Origin of the sequence: Ottowia sp., assembly GCF_047601385.1 — a bacterium.
GTDB lineage: Bacteria > Pseudomonadota > Gammaproteobacteria > Burkholderiales > Burkholderiaceae_C > Ottowia.
In genome coordinates, this window is record NZ_JASGJP010000001.1 from 778,070 (window position 1) to 792,099 (window position 14,030).

Sequence of the window (14,030 nt, forward strand, 5' to 3'; positions counted from 1 at the left end):
AAACGGAACAGTGCTCCATATATTCGGAGCACTGTTCCGTTCACGATAACCCATTTTTGCAGAAGGACAAAGCCATGCCAGCCAGGACGATGAAAGCGGTTCGACAACATGCGTTCGGCGGTCCCGACGTGCTGCGCTACGAAGACGCGCCCATCCCCGAACTGAAACCGGGGGAAGTGCTCGTGCGCGTTCACGCGGCGGGCGTCAATCCACCCGACGGGTATCTGCGCGACGGGTACAGGATGCTGCCGCCGCAGTGGCAGCCGCAGGTGTCCTTCCCGCTGATCCTGGGGACGGACATTTCGGGTGTCGTCGCGGCGGTGGCCGATGGCGTCACGGCTTTCTCGGTGGGGGATGCGGTGTATGCGATGGTTCGCTTTCCGGGCGGCCTGGCCGGCGGCAGCCGGGCCTATGCCGAGTACGTCAGCGTGCCGGCGGCGGAAGTCGCGCTCAAGCCGACCGGCATCGACCATGTGCATGCGGCGGCGGCACCGATGTCCTTGCTGACCGCATGGCAGTTCCTGGTGGCGCTGGGACACGACGAACCGAACCCGCTCCAGCCTCATCGGCACGCGCCGGTGCCGCTCGCAGGCAAGACCGTGCTCGTCAACGGCGCCGCCGGGGGCGTGGGGCACTTCGTGGTGCAGGTCGCCAGATGGAAGGGCGCGCGCGTGATCGCCGTGGCGTCGGGCAGGCATGAGGCGCTGGTGCGCGATCTGGGGGCGGACGAATTCATCGACTACACCCGGACGCAGGCCGACGCCGTGGTTCGCGATGCCGATCTGGTCGTGGATGCCGTGGGGGGGCCGGCCTCCGGGCGTTTCCTGCGCACGCTCCGGCCTGGCGGGGCCTTGTTCCCGGTCTTTCCCTTGGGCTTCGACGGCGCCGAGGAGGCCGCGAGGCGGGGCGTCACCGTCTCGGCCACCCAGGTGCGCTCGAATGGCGCGCAGCTTGCGGAACTCGCGCCTTTACTGAACGCCGGCACGATTCGCGCGGTGATCGACAGTTGCCATCCGCTGGCGGATGCGGCCAAGGCGCACGAGCGTGCGGCGCGCGGGCACGTTCAGGGCAAGATCGTGCTCGCCGTGGGGTGAATCGCATCGCCCACGTTTGCAGCAGCCTCTCGGGTTGACAAGAAATATGTAGCTGGCTACATTTAAAGAAAGGAGAGCGTATGCCGATGTTCGAGCTCAAAGACCTGCCCAGCTATGACACCTTGGAAGCCTTTGCGGCGCGCTACGGCAATCCCGACGTGAAGGGCCTCCAGACTTGGCTGATCTGGTCATCCGCGACGCAGGAAATGCTGTCGGCGTTCGAGGCCAATCTGGCGCGTGCCTGCGGCCTGTCGCAGACCCAGTTCTTCGTGCTGCTGCTGCTCAAGCGCAACCCGGATGGTTTGAGCGTCGGCGCGTTGGCCGATGGGGTGTCGGTGACTTCGCAGACCATGACGCGGATGATCGACCGCATGGTGGGCGCGGGCCTGTGCAGCCGCGACGTCGATCCGGCTGACGCCCGCGCCCGGCTGGTGAAGATCACGCCCGCCGGCGAAGACATGCTCGGCAAGGCATTGCCCAGCCATTACGCCTGGGTGGCCCGACTGATGAGCCACTTCGACGAAGACGAACGCCAGATGCTCAACCAACTCATGCTCAAGCTCCGCAAGGCGGGCGTGTTGCCCGGTGCCGCGACCGGGACGGATTGACCTTTTTTTACGTATTTATGTAGCTTGCTGTCTATTTGGAGAACCCATGCAACCCCAGCACCTGCCGTCCTTTCCCCTGCGCGCCTTGCTGGTGGCGTGCGCGCTGGCCGTGGTGTCCCTGCTGTACCTGCCGCTGCCGATCCTGCCGCAACTGGCGCGGACCCACGGGCTCGGCGCAGCGGCAGCCGGCGTCATCAGCGCCTTTGGCCTGGCGTATGCGTCGGGCTTCCTGATCTTCGGCCCGCTGTCGGACCGGCTGGGCCGCCGCCGCGTCATGGTGTCCGGATTGGCGGCGCTGGCGCTCGTCACGGCACTGCTGGCCGCGGCCAAATCCGCGCCGCTGCTGCTGGCCGGCCGCGCCGTACAGGGGCTGGCCGCCGCCGCATTTCCGCCGGTCGTCATCGCCTACCTGGCCGAGCGCGGGACGCCGCGCCAACGGGTGTGGAGCGTCGCGTGGCTGAGCACCGCCTTCCTGTCGGCCGGACTGCTCGGGCAGATCTATGGCGCGTCGGTTGCGGGGCGCTGGGGGCTGGGCGCGGCGCTGCTGCCCCTGGCCGCCATCTTCACCCTGACCGCCGGCTGGCTGTGGCGCACGCCGGCCGATCCGGCCCGCGCTTCCCCTGCGCCACCGGCGGGCGGATACCGCCAGTTCGGCCGGCTGCTGGCCGATCCGCAGCTTCGCCGCGTCTATGCCCCGGCGCTGTTGCTATTGATGTGCTTCGTCGCGTTCTACCTCGTGCTCGATGCGCGGCTCGGGCCGGCGCTGCAAGCGCAGGGCATCTCGGCGCTGGCCGCACGCGAGCTGGCCCTGCCGGGCTTCCTTGCACCGCTGGCCGTGGCAGTCGTCATGCCGCGCTGGGGCGCCGGGCGTGTCGTTGCGATCGGGCTGGCCGTTGCCACCGCTGGCCTGGGCTTGTGTGCCTGGGCCGGCCGTGCGCACCTGTACGGGCTGCTGGCCGCCAGCGTGGTGTTCATCACCGGCATCGGCATCAGCGTGCCGGGCTTGATCACGCGGGTGGCAGGCGTTGCCGAAGCGCCGCTGCGCGGCCTGGCCGTGGCGTTCTACACCTTCGTGCTGTTCGTCGGGGCCAGCCTGGGGCCGTGGCTGGCGCGGCAGACCGCTGCCTGGCCGGTGGAGAACGCCTTCCTGCTGCTGGCCGTGCTGCTGGGCGCCGCAGCGGTGTACGCGATTTCGGGGCGCCGCACGCTTTCCCCGTAAGCCTTTTTCTCCACTGCCCGAAAGGACTTCCGCCATGAAAACGTCGCCAACCGCCATCGCCTTGTTCTCGGCCGCCATCGCTGCCACCGCAGCGCTGCCGGCCACTGCCAAAAACGCCTCTCAGGAGCCAAAGACCATGACCCGCGCCGCCGCCACAGACGCCATCGCCGCCTTGATCCCCGCCACACACCACGAAGTCGGGCACCGCGCCGTGGCCGTCGATGGCGAGACGGCCAGGCTCACCCGGCATGAACGCAGCGATGGCCGCAACACGGGCCTGGAAGGCGAGCATTTCAGCACCGTGGTGGCGGCCGATGGCACGCTCAAGGGCTTTGCCAACATTGCGCTGGACCTGGCCGGCAAACCGCTGCCTTCGCGCGAGCGCGCCGAGGCCGTGGCGCGCGACTTCCTGAAAGCCCATGCGCCTGATCTGCTGCCGCGCATGGAGATTCACTGGATCGACGCTCACGACGAACCCATCCGCGTTCAGCGCGCCGGCCGCCCCGAAACAGTGACGCTGACCGGCATGAAGGTCAAGGCGCGCAACCTGGCCGATGGCCGCTGGTTCTGGGTCATCGTCGGCGCCGACGAAAAGCCGATGGTGTTCGAGCGCGACATCGTGTGGATCAACTTCCCCGGCCGCCGCAAGACGGAAAAGTGGCTGCATGACGCCTGGCTCAAGGAACAAGGGCAGACCGTCGGCAAAAGCGCGCACGCATGAAGCAACGAGGACTTGAAACAAGGAGCGTCACCATGTCTTTCCTGCACCTGAACCTGAAAACCTGGCTGGCTTCGGCCCTGCTGGCGCCCGCCGTGGCCCTGGCCGCCGAGCGCATCACCGTCGAAAACGCGGGCCTGGCCGCGCCGGAGTCCGTGGTCCACGACACGGTGGACGACGTTTACTACGTCTCCAACGTCAATGGCGGCATCGCCGACAAGGATGGCAACGGCTTCATCAGCCGCATCGCGCCAGACGGCCGCGTGCTCGCGCTCAAGTGGGCCGATGGCGCAACCCCCGGCACCACGCTGCACGCGCCCAAGGGCCTGGCCATCGCGGGCCGCACGCTGTACGCGGCCGACATCGACACCGTGCGCCTGTTCGACCTGGCGACCGGCAAGCCGCTGGGCGATGTTCCGATTCCCGGCGCCACCTTCCTCAACGGTCTGGCGGCGCTGCCCTCCGGCGATGTCGTCGGCACGGAAAGCGCGTTGCTGGTGGAAGGAACGACGGTCACGCCGACAGGCAAGGACTTCATCTACCGCATCGGCACCGACCGGCGTGTCACCACCGTGGCCCAATCACCCCTGCTCAACCAGCCCAATGGCATCTCGGCACTGGCTTCGGGCGACTTCCTGGTCGCCACGCGCGGCGCGGCCGAAATCTACGAACTCACGCCCGCGGGCGAGAAGCGCAACGTTCGCACACTGCCCGGCAAGATCGTCGATGGCGTCGGCGTGGCGCCGGACGGGCGCGTGTTCGCATCGTCCTGGGAAACGGCCGAAGTCTATGCCGTGGCGCCCGACGGCAAGGTATCCAGTCCCTTCGGCAAGCTGGCCGCGCCGGCGGCGGACTTCCATTTCGACGTCAAGCGCAACCGCATCCTGCTGCCACTGCTCCGGGCCAACAGCGTGGTGCTGGTTCCTCTGCCTGCGCAATGAGCCCGGGATGGACTGCGAAGCAGGATGCCCCCAGCACAGACGCACCAGCCGGCCACTGAAAGGAACCGACCCAATGACCAAACTCACCGAACACGCACGTGAAGCCGTCTTGCAGGCCACACCGGATGCCTGCTCCGAACAACGCGAGCGGCGGCGGTTCCTGACGACGCTTTCATTAGCGGCTGGAGCTGCTTTTGCACTACCCGTGATCGCACAGCAAGGCGCAAGAATGAACGGAGCGAATGCGTCCGGGAAACGGACGATCTTCATCACCGGATCGACAAGCGGCATGGGGCGCAGGCTCGCCGAACGTCTGGCTGCGCCCGGAACCACGATCCTCGTTCACGGCCGCAGCCGCCAGCGCGGCGACGAGGTGATGAAAGCCATTCAGGATGCGGGTGGCGAAGCGCGTTTCTACGCCGCCGACTTCTCCTCTCTTGCCGACGTCAGCAGCCTGGCCGACGCGGTGATGAAGGACAACGACCGCCTCGACGTGCTCGTCAACAATGCCGGGATCTATCTGGGCGAGCCAGAGAGTCGCCAGATCAGCCAGGATGGGCACGAGCTGCGCTTTGCCATCAACTACCTCGCCCCGTTCGCATTGACCCATCGGCTCGCACCGCTGCTGAAAGCGAGCCGGCCGGCCAGGATCATCAACGTCGCATCCGCCGGGCAGAACGCCATCGACTTCGACAATGTGATGCTGGAGCGAGGCTACAGCCACCAGCGCGCCTACGGCCAGAGCAAGCTAGCGCTCATCATGTTCACCATCGACATCGCGCAAGAGCTGAAAGGCGCGGGCGTCACGGTGAACGCGGTCCATCCCGCCAACTACATGGACACGCCGATGACCCGCGATGCAGGCATCCGGCCATGGAACAGTGTCGATGAGGGTGCCGATGCGGTGCTGCGCCTCATCAACGCTCCCGAGTTGGCGGAGACGACCGGACTCTACTTCAGCGGAGAGCGGCCATCGCGGGCGAGTTCGCAAGCCTACGACGCGGCCGACCGCGCGCGCCTTCGCACCCTCAGCCGCCAGCTCGCCAATATCTGATCGCTCATGACAAGGCCGCGCATGGCGGGCTCCGGCGCAATTCCAATCATGCGGGGCGCTGCCGCCTCGTACCGCTCCAAGCGATCAACACACCCATGATGCCGTCCTTCATCACACGTTTGCTGAACATCCATCGAAGCGAAACCGCGCCGGTGATCTCGGGCTTCCTGATGCAGTTCACGCTGTTCGTCTGCTACTTCTCCATGCGGCCCATCCGCGAGACGATGGGTGTGGTCGGCGGCGTGAACCATCTTCAATGGCTTTTCACCGCGACCTTCGTGGTCACACTGGCCGTCGCGCCGCTGTTCGGCTGGCTGGCTTCGCGCGTGAGGAAGCGCAACATCACGCGCTGGGTCTTCGGCTTCTTCGGCCTGAACATCCTCGGCTTCGCGGCGGCGATCTACCTGTACGGCGAAGCCGTCTGGCTTGCGCGCGTCTTCTTCGTCTGGCTTTCCGTCTTCAACCTGATGGCGATCTCGCTTGCCTGGAGCGTGCTGGTCGATGTATTCAATTCCGCGCAGGCGAAACGCCTGTTCGCGATGATGGCCGCCGGCGCCAGCCTTGGCGGCTTGGCCGGGCCGCTCATCGGGGTTCTGTTCGTCACCCGCATCGGCAATGCGGGGCTGCTGGTGGTCGCCGCGACGATGCTGATCATCACGTCCTTGTGCGCCGACTACCTGCAGGCGCGCCATCTCCCCACGCAAGACAATCGCCGGGCATCGAACGACGGCCCGGAGGATGCGGGGCTTGGCGGCAATCCCTTCGAGGGTGCGGTTCACGTCTTCACCACGCCGCTGCTTCTTGGTATCGCCGTCTTCGTTGTGCTGCTCGCCAGCGTCAACACGTTCCTGTATTTCGAGCAGGCCCGGTTCGTCGCCGAACGTTTCACCGACCGCGCCGAGCAGACCCGGTTCTTCTCCGGCATCGATGCGCTGGTGCAGTTCCTGACGCTGCTGATCCAGATATTCCTGACCGGGCGCATCGCATCGGCCTTCGGCATTCGCGCACTGCTGCTGACCGTGCCCGTCATGATGACGGCGGGCTTCCTGATGCTCAGCTTTTCGACGCTGCTCGGCATGTACGTCGTGGTCATGGTGATCCGCCGGGTTGGCGAATACGCACTCGTTCGTCCCGGCCGCGAGATGCTCTACACATCGGTGCCGACAGCCGACAAATACAAGGCGAAGAACTTCATCGACACCGTGGTTTATCGCGGTGCCGATGCCGTCAGCGGGTGGGCGAAGTCCGTGTCCGATCTGCTGCTGAACCCCCAGATGGGCGCGATCGCCGGTGCCGGGCTTGCTGGCGCATGGACGTTATCGGCTCTCTACACCCTCCGGCAACATAGGCGAATGGTTGACAGGTCGGCTTGAGCTGGTTCATCGCAACGAGCGCACAAGCCGCCACCGAACTCCGGGCACCAGCGTATCCCGGAGTTCGACGGCTTGCGCCTGGAGTTGAGCCGCATCGACTGCGGACCTGGTGGGCCTGAGCTTCGCCACGAGGACTCCCCGGAACGACCCGATTCCGGGGAGCGGCGTTCAGACCTTCTCAGCGACTTCCGCGTACTCGGGAATTTCGTTGAAGTTCATGTAGCGGTACACGCTGGCCTTGTCCGCGTCGATCACGCCCATTTCCTTGAGGTATTCCTCACGGGTGGGCAGCTTGCCCAGGCGCGACGCGATGGCGGCGAGTTCGGCCGAGCCCAGGAACACGTTGGTGTTCTTGCCCAGGCGGTTCGGGAAGTTGCGCGTGCTGGTGCTGATCACCGTCGCGCCCTCGCGCACCTGCGCCTGGTTGCCCATGCACAGCGAGCAGCCGGGCATTTCGGTGCGCGCGCCGGCGGTGCCGAAGGCGGCGTAGTGGCCTTCCTTGATCAGCTCGCTCTCGTCCATCTTGGTCGGCGGCGCGACCCACAGCTTGACGGGAATGTCGCGCTGGCCGCCCAGCAGCTTGGCTGCCGCGCGGAAGTGGCCGATGTTGGTCATGCACGAGCCAATGAAGGCTTCGTCGATCTTGGTGCCGGCCACTTCGGACAGGAACTTGGCGTCGTCAGGATCGTTCGGGCAGCAGACGATGGGTTCCTTGATGTCGGCCAGGTCGATCTCGATGACGGCGGCGTACTCGGCGTCCTTGTCGGCTTCGAGCAGGTCGGGCTTGGCCAGCCAGGCTTCGACCTTCTCGATGCGGCGTTGCAGCGTCTTCGCGTCCTGGTAGCCGTCGGCGATCATGTTCTTCATCAGCACGATGTTGCTGGTGAGGTATTCCTTGATCGGCTCGGGGTTGAGCTTGATCGTGCAGCCAGCGGCGGAGCGCTCGGCGGAGGCATCGGACAGCTCGAACGCCTGCTCCACCTTCAGGTCGGGCAGGCCCTCGATTTCGAGGATCTTGCCGGAGAAGACGTTTTTCTTGCCGGCCTTGGCCACGGTCAGCAGGCCAGCCTTGATGCCGTACAGCGGGATCGCGTGCACCAGGTCGCGCAGCGTCACGCCGGGTTGCAGCGCGCCCTTGAAGCGCACCAGCACCGACTCCGGCATGTCCAGCGGCATCACGCCCGTGGCGGCGCCGAAGGCCACCAGGCCGGAGCCGGCGGGGAAGCTGATGCCGATGGGGAAGCGCGTGTGCGAGTCGCCGCCCGTGCCCACGGTGTCGGGCAGCAGCAGGCGGTTGAGCCACGAGTGGATCACGCCGTCGCCCGGGCGCAGGGCCACGCCGCCGCGGTTGCTGATGAAGGCGGGCAGCTCGCGGTGGGTCTTCACGTCCACGGGCTTGGGGTACGCGGCGGTGTGGCAGAAGGACTGCATCACCATGTCGGCGCTGAAGCCCAGGCAGGCCAGGTCCTTCAGTTCGTCACGGGTCATGGGGCCGGTGGTGTCTTGCGAACCCACGGTGGTCATGCGCGGCTCGCAGTAGGTGCCGGGGCGGATGCCCTGGCCTTCGGGCAGACCGCAGGCGCGGCCGACCATCTTCTGCGCCAGCGTGAAGCCGGCCTTGGATTCGGCGGGCGCTTGCGGCAGACGGAACGCGGTGGAAGCGGGCAGGCCCAGGAACTCGCGCGCCTTGGCGGTAAGCGAGCGGCCGATGATGAGGTTGATGCGGCCGCCGGCGCGCACTTCGTCCAGCAGCACGTCGCTCTTGAGCGCGAAGGATGCGACTTCAGCGCCGTTCTTGAGCAGCTTGCCGTCATAGGGCAGCACGTCGATCACGTCGCCCATCTCCAGCTTGGACACGTCCACCTCGATGGGCAGCGAGCCGGAGTCCTCTTGCGTGTTGAAGAAGATGGGGGCGATCTTGCCGCCCAGCGTGACGCCGCCGAAGCGCTTGTTGGGCACGAAGGGAATGTCCATGCCCGTGGCCCAGATGATGGAGTTGGTGGCGGACTTGCGGCTGGAGCCGGTGCCCACCACGTCGCCGACGTAGGCGACCAGGTGGCCCTTTTTCTTCAGGTCGTCGATGAACTGCATCGGGCCACGCTTGCCGTCTTCCTCGGGCTTGAAGGCCGCGTCGGGACGGGTGTTCTTCAGCATCGCCAGGTAGTGCAGCGGGATGTCGGGGCGGCTCCAGGCGTCGGGCGCGGGCGAGAGGTCGTCGGTGTTGGTCTCGCCAGGCACCTTGAAGACGGTGACGGTGATCTTCTTCTCGACTTCGGGGCGGCTGGTGAACCACTCGGCGTCGGCCCAGCTCTGCATCACTTCCTTGGCCTTGGCGTTGCCGGCCTTGGCCTTGGCGGCCACGTCATTGAAGAAGTCGAACATCAGCAGCGTCTTCTTCAGCGCCTCGGCGGCCACGCCGGCGACTTCGGCATCGTCCAGCAGTTCGATCAGCGGATGCACGTTGTAGCCGCCCACCATGGTGCCCAGCAGTTCCGTGGCCTTGGCCTTGCTGATCAGGCCCACCTGGATGTCGCCGTGCGCCACGGCGGCCAGGAACGATGCCTTGACCTTGGCCGCATCGTCCACGCCCGGGGGCACGCGGTGCGTGAGCAGGTCGAGCAGGAAGGCGTCCTCGCCCTGAACTTCAGGGTTGTGCGGGTTCTTGATCAGCTCGATCAGCTCGGCCACCTGCTTGGCGTCGAGGGGCAGCGGGGGAATGCCAAGCGCGGCGCGCTCGGCGACGTGGTCACGGTAGGCTTTCAGCATGGGACTCTCCTGGTAGGGGTGTGGGCTCTTTGCTTGGAATTGTTCCGGGTACGCGACCACGCCGCCGGCGCGGCGGCTACGTTCAGCGCTTGGGGCTGTCGAGCAGGTTCTGCTGCGGGTTGGCCTGCAACTGCGCCGCGAACTCGCGCTGCACGGGCGTGGCGCACTCGTCGGCCACGCGCTGGCCCAGCTTCTGGTTCATCAGCATCGACTTGTTGCCCAGTTGCAGCCACAGGGCGCCGGCACGGTTGTCCTCCAGGCGGATGGCGCCGGTGCGGCTTTCCACCGGGTGCATGTAGTAGCGCTGCCTGCCCGAGACGACGTGGAAGAAGCCGGGGTTCTGCTCGTCCGCCGTCACGCTGACGTTGGCGCCCAGCTCGCACTGGATGGTGCCGGTATGGATGCTGCGGGCGATGGCCAGCTCGGCATCGCTCAGGCGCTCGCTCGGGGTCTGCACGGGCGTGGCCTTCTCGACGGCCTTGGCCGTCTTGGCGGGCACTTTCGCCGTGGCTTTCCTGGCCGCGGTGGTTTTCTTGGCGGGCGCGGCCTTCACGGCGGCGGGCTTGCTGGCGGCGCTGGTCTGCGCCTGGGCGCCGGCGGCGGCCAGCGCCAGGGCGGCGGCGAGAGCGATCAGAGGGGTTTTCATGGACGGGAATCCTTTTCTTGGCGACTTCAGTGAGCCTGGGTGATGCTACTTGGACGGCTGGAACCACGCCAGCGCCTCGGCCGGCAGCGGCCGGCCGGTGGCGTGGGCGCGCTCCAGCACCTGCCAGAAGTGGCGGTAGCTGGCGCGGTCGTGCAGCGCGCCGCCGTGGCTGATGGGCGCCCAGTCGGCGCGGGCGGCGGCCAGCAGGATGTCGGTGGCGGTATCGATCTGGCGCTCGTCGGGCGCGAACGCTTCGAGGATCGGGCGGATCTGGCTGGGGTGGATGCTCCACATGCGCGTGTAGCCGAACTCGCGCGCCGCGCGGCGGGCGGCGGCGCGCATGGCGTCGGCGTCGTTGAACTCGGTCACCACGCAGTGCGAGGGCACCTTGCCGGAGGCGTGCGCGGCGGAGGCGATGGCCAGCTTGGCGCGCCGCACCAGCGGGTGCGAGAACTGGCCCTCGATGCCCATGCCTTCGGCCGGAATGGCGCCGCCGTGCGCCGAAACGAAGTCCATCAGCCCGAAGCTGAGCGACTGCACGCGCGGGTGCGCGGCGATGTCGAAGGCGCGCTGCACGGCGCCCGGCGATTCGATCAAGACCTGTAGCGGCAAATCCTTGCTGGACGTGCGCTGGATGGCTTTTTCAGCCTTGGCCACGTCGTCCACCGACTCCACCTTGGGGATCATGATGTGGGTCAGGCGATGACCCGCCTTGCCGGCGATCTGGGCCATGTCGGCCTCGAACGCCGGATGGTCCACCGGGTGCACGCGCACGCCCACGCGCGCGCTGGGCGCGGCGGCCAGCGCCAGCTCGGTGACCAGCTGCGCGTGCTCGGCCTCGCCGCCGACGGGCGCGCCGTCCTCGCAGTCGAGGGTGACGTCGAACACGCAGGTGCCGAACTCCTGCGTCATCTCGGCCTGCAATTGCAGGCTCTTGCGCATGCGCGCCTCGACGCCACTGTAGTGGTCGCACACCGGCAGCGTCACCGCGCCGGCCTGGGCGCCTTGGAGGATTTCGCTGGGGTGGGCCGCCATATATGTTATAAAAAAGTGAGCTGCTCGCGCTATTACTGCAAGGGTTTCAGGGTGTTTTCATATCCAAATTACCATGTACCGGGCGCCAGCAGCTACTGTTTTCAGAGCAGGTGCTTGACGCCGTCCTTCTCGCCTTCGAGCTCGGCCAGGGTCTTGTCGATGCACTTCTGGCTGAAGGCGTCGATCGGCAGGCCCTCGACGACCTTGTACTCGCCGTTCTCGGTGGTGACGGGGAAGCCGAACATCACGTCCTTCGGAATGCCGTACCAGCCCTGCGACGGGATGCCCATGGTCACCCACTCGCCGTTGGTGCCCAGCGCCCAGTCGCGCATGTGGTCGATGGCGGCGTTGGCGGCCGAGGCGGCGGAGGACAGGCCGCGCGCGTCGATGATGGCCGCGCCGCGCTTGCCGACCGTGGGCAGGAACACGTTCTCGTTCCAGTCCTGGTCGTTGATCATGTCCTTGACGTTCTGGCCGTCGATGGTGGCGAAGCGGTAGTCGGCGTACATGGTGGGCGAGTGGTTGCCCCACACGGTGAGCTTCTTGATGTCCTTCACGGCCTTGCCGGTCTTGGCGGCGATCTGGCTCAGCGCACGGTTGTGGTCCAGGCGCAGCATGGCGGTGAAGTTCTTGGCCGGCAGGTCGGGCGCCGACTTCATGGCGATGTAGGCGTTGGTGTTGGCCGGGTTGCCCACCACCAGCACCTTGACGTTGCGGCTGGCCACGGCGTTCAGCGCCTTGCCCTGCGCGGTGAAGATCTGGGCGTTGGCCGCCAGCAGGTCGGCGCGCTCCATGCCGGGGCCGCGCGGGCGGGCGCCCACCAGCAGCGCGTAGTCGATGTCCTTGAAGGCGGTCATCGGGTCGCTGTGCGCCTGCATGCCGGCCAGCAGCGGGAAGGCGCAGTCTTCCAGCTCCATCATCACGCCCTTGAGCGCCTTCTGCGCCTTCTCGTCCGGGATTTCCAGCAGTTGCAGGATCACCGGCTGGTCCTTGCCCAGCATTTCGCCGGAAGCGATGCGGAACAGCAGGGCATAGCCGATCTGGCCAGCGGCGCCGGTGACGGCCACGCGAACGGGCTTCTTGCTCATGTCGAAAACTCCAGAGGGTTGTGATTGAACGGAAACTGCGGCGGAAAGAGGGTTCCGCCTTGGAGTTTATCCGCGAAAACCCTGGGTGGTCAATTTGTCTTGTGTCTTATATAAGATATGATTCAAGCACGTTCCCGTCCGCCGACCGACCGTTTCCATGGCCACCGCAGCGCGCCCCTCCTCCCCGCCCGACACGCCGGCCACCAGCCAGGCGCCGGCGTTCAGCCCGCTCTACCAGCAGATCAAGGGCCTGATCCTGCAAAGCCTGCAGCAGGGCGAGTGGAAGCCCGGCGAGGCGATCCCCAGCGAGATCGACCTGGCGGCGCGCTATCGCGTCAGCCAGGGCACGGTGCGCAAGGCCATCGACGAGCTGGCGGCCGACAACCTGCTGGTGCGCCGCCAGGGCCGCGGCACCTTCGTCGCCACGCATGCCGAGCAGCACGTGCAGTACCGCTTCCTGCGCCTGCTGCCGGACCACAGCACCCCCAGCGAGGAAGGGCCGGCGCAGCGCGACGTCGTCGAATGCCGCCGCCAGCGCGCCAGCGCCGACGTGGCGCGCGCGCTCGGCCTGCGCGCGGGCGACCCGGTGCTGCAGGCGCGCCGCCTGCTGCGCTTCGCCGGCGTGCCCACCATCCTGGAAGACCTCTGGCTGCCCGCCGGCCCGTTCAAGGGCCTGACGGCCGAGCGCCTGTCGGACTACCACGGCCCCATGTACGCCCTGTTCGAGGCCGAGTTCGGCGTGCGCATGGTGCGCGCCGACGAGAAGCTGCGCGCCGTGCTGCCCGACGAGCCGCAGGCCGCGCTGCTGGCCGTCACCCCCGCCACGCCGCTGCTGAGCGTGGAGCGCATCGCCTACACCTACAACGACGTGCCGATGGAGCTGCGGCGCGGCCTGTACCGCACCGACACGCACCACTACCGCAACCAGCTCAGCTGAAGGCGCGGGCCAGCTCGCCGCCGGCCTGTTGCATTGCAATAGAATTTACAGGCTGTCCCGACCAATAATTACAACGCCGTTACCCCTTTCCACGAGAGATGACCTCATGAGCGAAGCCGCCAAGCCCAGGCCCGAATTCCGGAACATCAACGTCTTCAACGACCTCAGGACCTACCGGATGCCGGTGGCGGCCTACGTCTCGATCCTGCACCGCGTCAGCGGCGCGCTGATGTTCGTGCTGCTGCCGTTCATCATCTGGCTGTTCGACAAATCGCTGTCCTCCGAGATCTCCTTCGGCCAGTTCACCGCCGCCTTCACCGCCGGGCTGTGGATCTTCCCCGGCTGGTTCGTCAAGCTGGTCGCGCTGGCGCTCATCTGGGCCTATCTGCACCACTTCATCGCCGGCGTGCGCCACCTCTACATGGACGCCACGCACTCGGTCACCAAGGAGTTCGGCAAGAGCTCCGGCGCCGTCACGCTGGTGCTGAGCGTGGCGCTGACCGTGATCCTGGGCGCCAAGCTGTTCGGCCTGTACTGATCGTCGAGAACCA

At 66.8% G+C, this 14,030-nt stretch carries 13 protein-coding genes and 1 pseudogene; 9 read left to right on the forward strand and 5 right to left on the reverse strand.

Going from position 1 to position 14,030, the window contains the following annotated elements; translation table 11 throughout:
- The first annotated feature begins 56 nt into the window (after nucleotides 1-56).
- The 7 genes from QM772_RS03790 to QM772_RS03820 all read left to right on the forward strand — a co-directional run bounded on the left by QM772_RS03790 (nucleotide 57) and on the right by QM772_RS03820 (nucleotide 7,007).
- A complete protein-coding gene (locus QM772_RS03790; RefSeq protein WP_415134126.1) occupies nucleotides 57-1,094 on the forward strand; it encodes an NADP-dependent oxidoreductase in 1,038 nt (345 codons plus the stop codon).
- An 80-nt stretch (nucleotides 1,095-1,174) separates the two neighbouring features.
- On the forward strand, nucleotides 1,175-1,702 hold the full coding sequence (locus QM772_RS03795; protein ID WP_415134127.1) for a MarR family winged helix-turn-helix transcriptional regulator: 528 nt from the start codon (nucleotides 1,175-1,177) through the stop codon (nucleotides 1,700-1,702).
- 46 nt (nucleotides 1,703-1,748) lie between these two features.
- Entirely contained in the window at nucleotides 1,749-2,921 is a 1,173-nt protein-coding gene (locus QM772_RS03800) for an MFS transporter (protein ID WP_415134128.1), read from the forward strand.
- A gap of 61 nt (nucleotides 2,922-2,982) precedes the next feature.
- Nucleotides 2,983-3,642, forward strand: coding sequence for a hypothetical protein (locus tag QM772_RS03805; protein ID WP_415134129.1), 660 nt, complete (start codon nucleotides 2,983-2,985; stop codon nucleotides 3,640-3,642).
- 32 nt (nucleotides 3,643-3,674) lie between these two features.
- A complete protein-coding gene (locus QM772_RS03810; protein ID WP_415134130.1) occupies nucleotides 3,675-4,580 on the forward strand; it encodes an SMP-30/gluconolactonase/LRE family protein in 906 nt (301 codons plus the stop codon).
- A 73-nt stretch (nucleotides 4,581-4,653) separates the two neighbouring features.
- Nucleotides 4,654-5,634, forward strand: coding sequence for an SDR family NAD(P)-dependent oxidoreductase (locus QM772_RS03815; protein WP_415134131.1), 981 nt, complete (start codon nucleotides 4,654-4,656; stop codon nucleotides 5,632-5,634).
- Nucleotides 5,635-5,729: 95 nt separating this feature from the next.
- On the forward strand, nucleotides 5,730-7,007 hold the full coding sequence (locus QM772_RS03820; RefSeq protein WP_415134132.1) for an NTP/NDP exchange transporter: 1,278 nt from the start codon (nucleotides 5,730-5,732) through the stop codon (nucleotides 7,005-7,007).
- A 39-nt stretch (nucleotides 7,008-7,046) separates the two neighbouring features.
- Here QM772_RS03820 and QM772_RS03825 read toward each other — a convergent pair.
- The 5 genes and pseudogenes from QM772_RS03825 to QM772_RS03845 form a co-directional block, all read right to left on the reverse strand.
- Nucleotides 7,047-7,136 (reverse strand): annotated as a pseudogene (locus QM772_RS03825) (DUF4102 domain-containing protein); the annotation flags it as partial.
- A gap of 39 nt (nucleotides 7,137-7,175) precedes the next feature.
- On the reverse strand, nucleotides 7,176-9,773 hold the full coding sequence (gene acnB, locus QM772_RS03830) for a bifunctional aconitate hydratase 2/2-methylisocitrate dehydratase (protein WP_415134133.1): 2,598 nt from the start codon (nucleotides 9,771-9,773) through the stop codon (nucleotides 7,176-7,178).
- An 82-nt stretch (nucleotides 9,774-9,855) separates the two neighbouring features.
- On the reverse strand, nucleotides 9,856-10,419 hold the full coding sequence (locus QM772_RS03835) for a hypothetical protein (RefSeq protein WP_415134134.1): 564 nt from the start codon (nucleotides 10,417-10,419) through the stop codon (nucleotides 9,856-9,858).
- Between the two features lie 45 nt (nucleotides 10,420-10,464).
- Nucleotides 10,465-11,454 (reverse strand): HpcH/HpaI aldolase/citrate lyase family protein, encoded by a 990-nt coding sequence (locus QM772_RS03840; protein ID WP_415134135.1) that lies wholly within the window; start codon nucleotides 11,452-11,454, stop codon nucleotides 10,465-10,467.
- 101 nt (nucleotides 11,455-11,555) lie between these two features.
- Complete coding sequence (locus QM772_RS03845) at nucleotides 11,556-12,542, reverse strand: malate dehydrogenase (RefSeq protein WP_415134136.1); 987 nt, start codon at nucleotides 12,540-12,542, stop codon at nucleotides 11,556-11,558.
- Nucleotides 12,543-12,699: 157 nt separating this feature from the next.
- Between QM772_RS03845 and QM772_RS03850 the strand changes: the two genes are divergently transcribed.
- Together QM772_RS03850 and sdhC are read left to right on the forward strand one after the other, a co-directional pair.
- Nucleotides 12,700-13,479 carry a GntR family transcriptional regulator gene (locus QM772_RS03850; RefSeq protein ID WP_415134137.1) on the forward strand — a complete coding sequence of 260 codons (780 nt, stop codon included), beginning with the start codon at nucleotides 12,700-12,702 and terminating at the stop codon, nucleotides 13,477-13,479.
- 106 nt (nucleotides 13,480-13,585) lie between these two features.
- The gene (gene sdhC, locus QM772_RS03855; RefSeq protein ID WP_415134138.1) at nucleotides 13,586-14,017 is read left to right on the forward strand and encodes a succinate dehydrogenase, cytochrome b556 subunit; all 432 of its coding nucleotides are present in this window, start codon (nucleotides 13,586-13,588) and stop codon (nucleotides 14,015-14,017) included.
- Nucleotides 14,018-14,030: the final 13 nt, after the last annotated feature.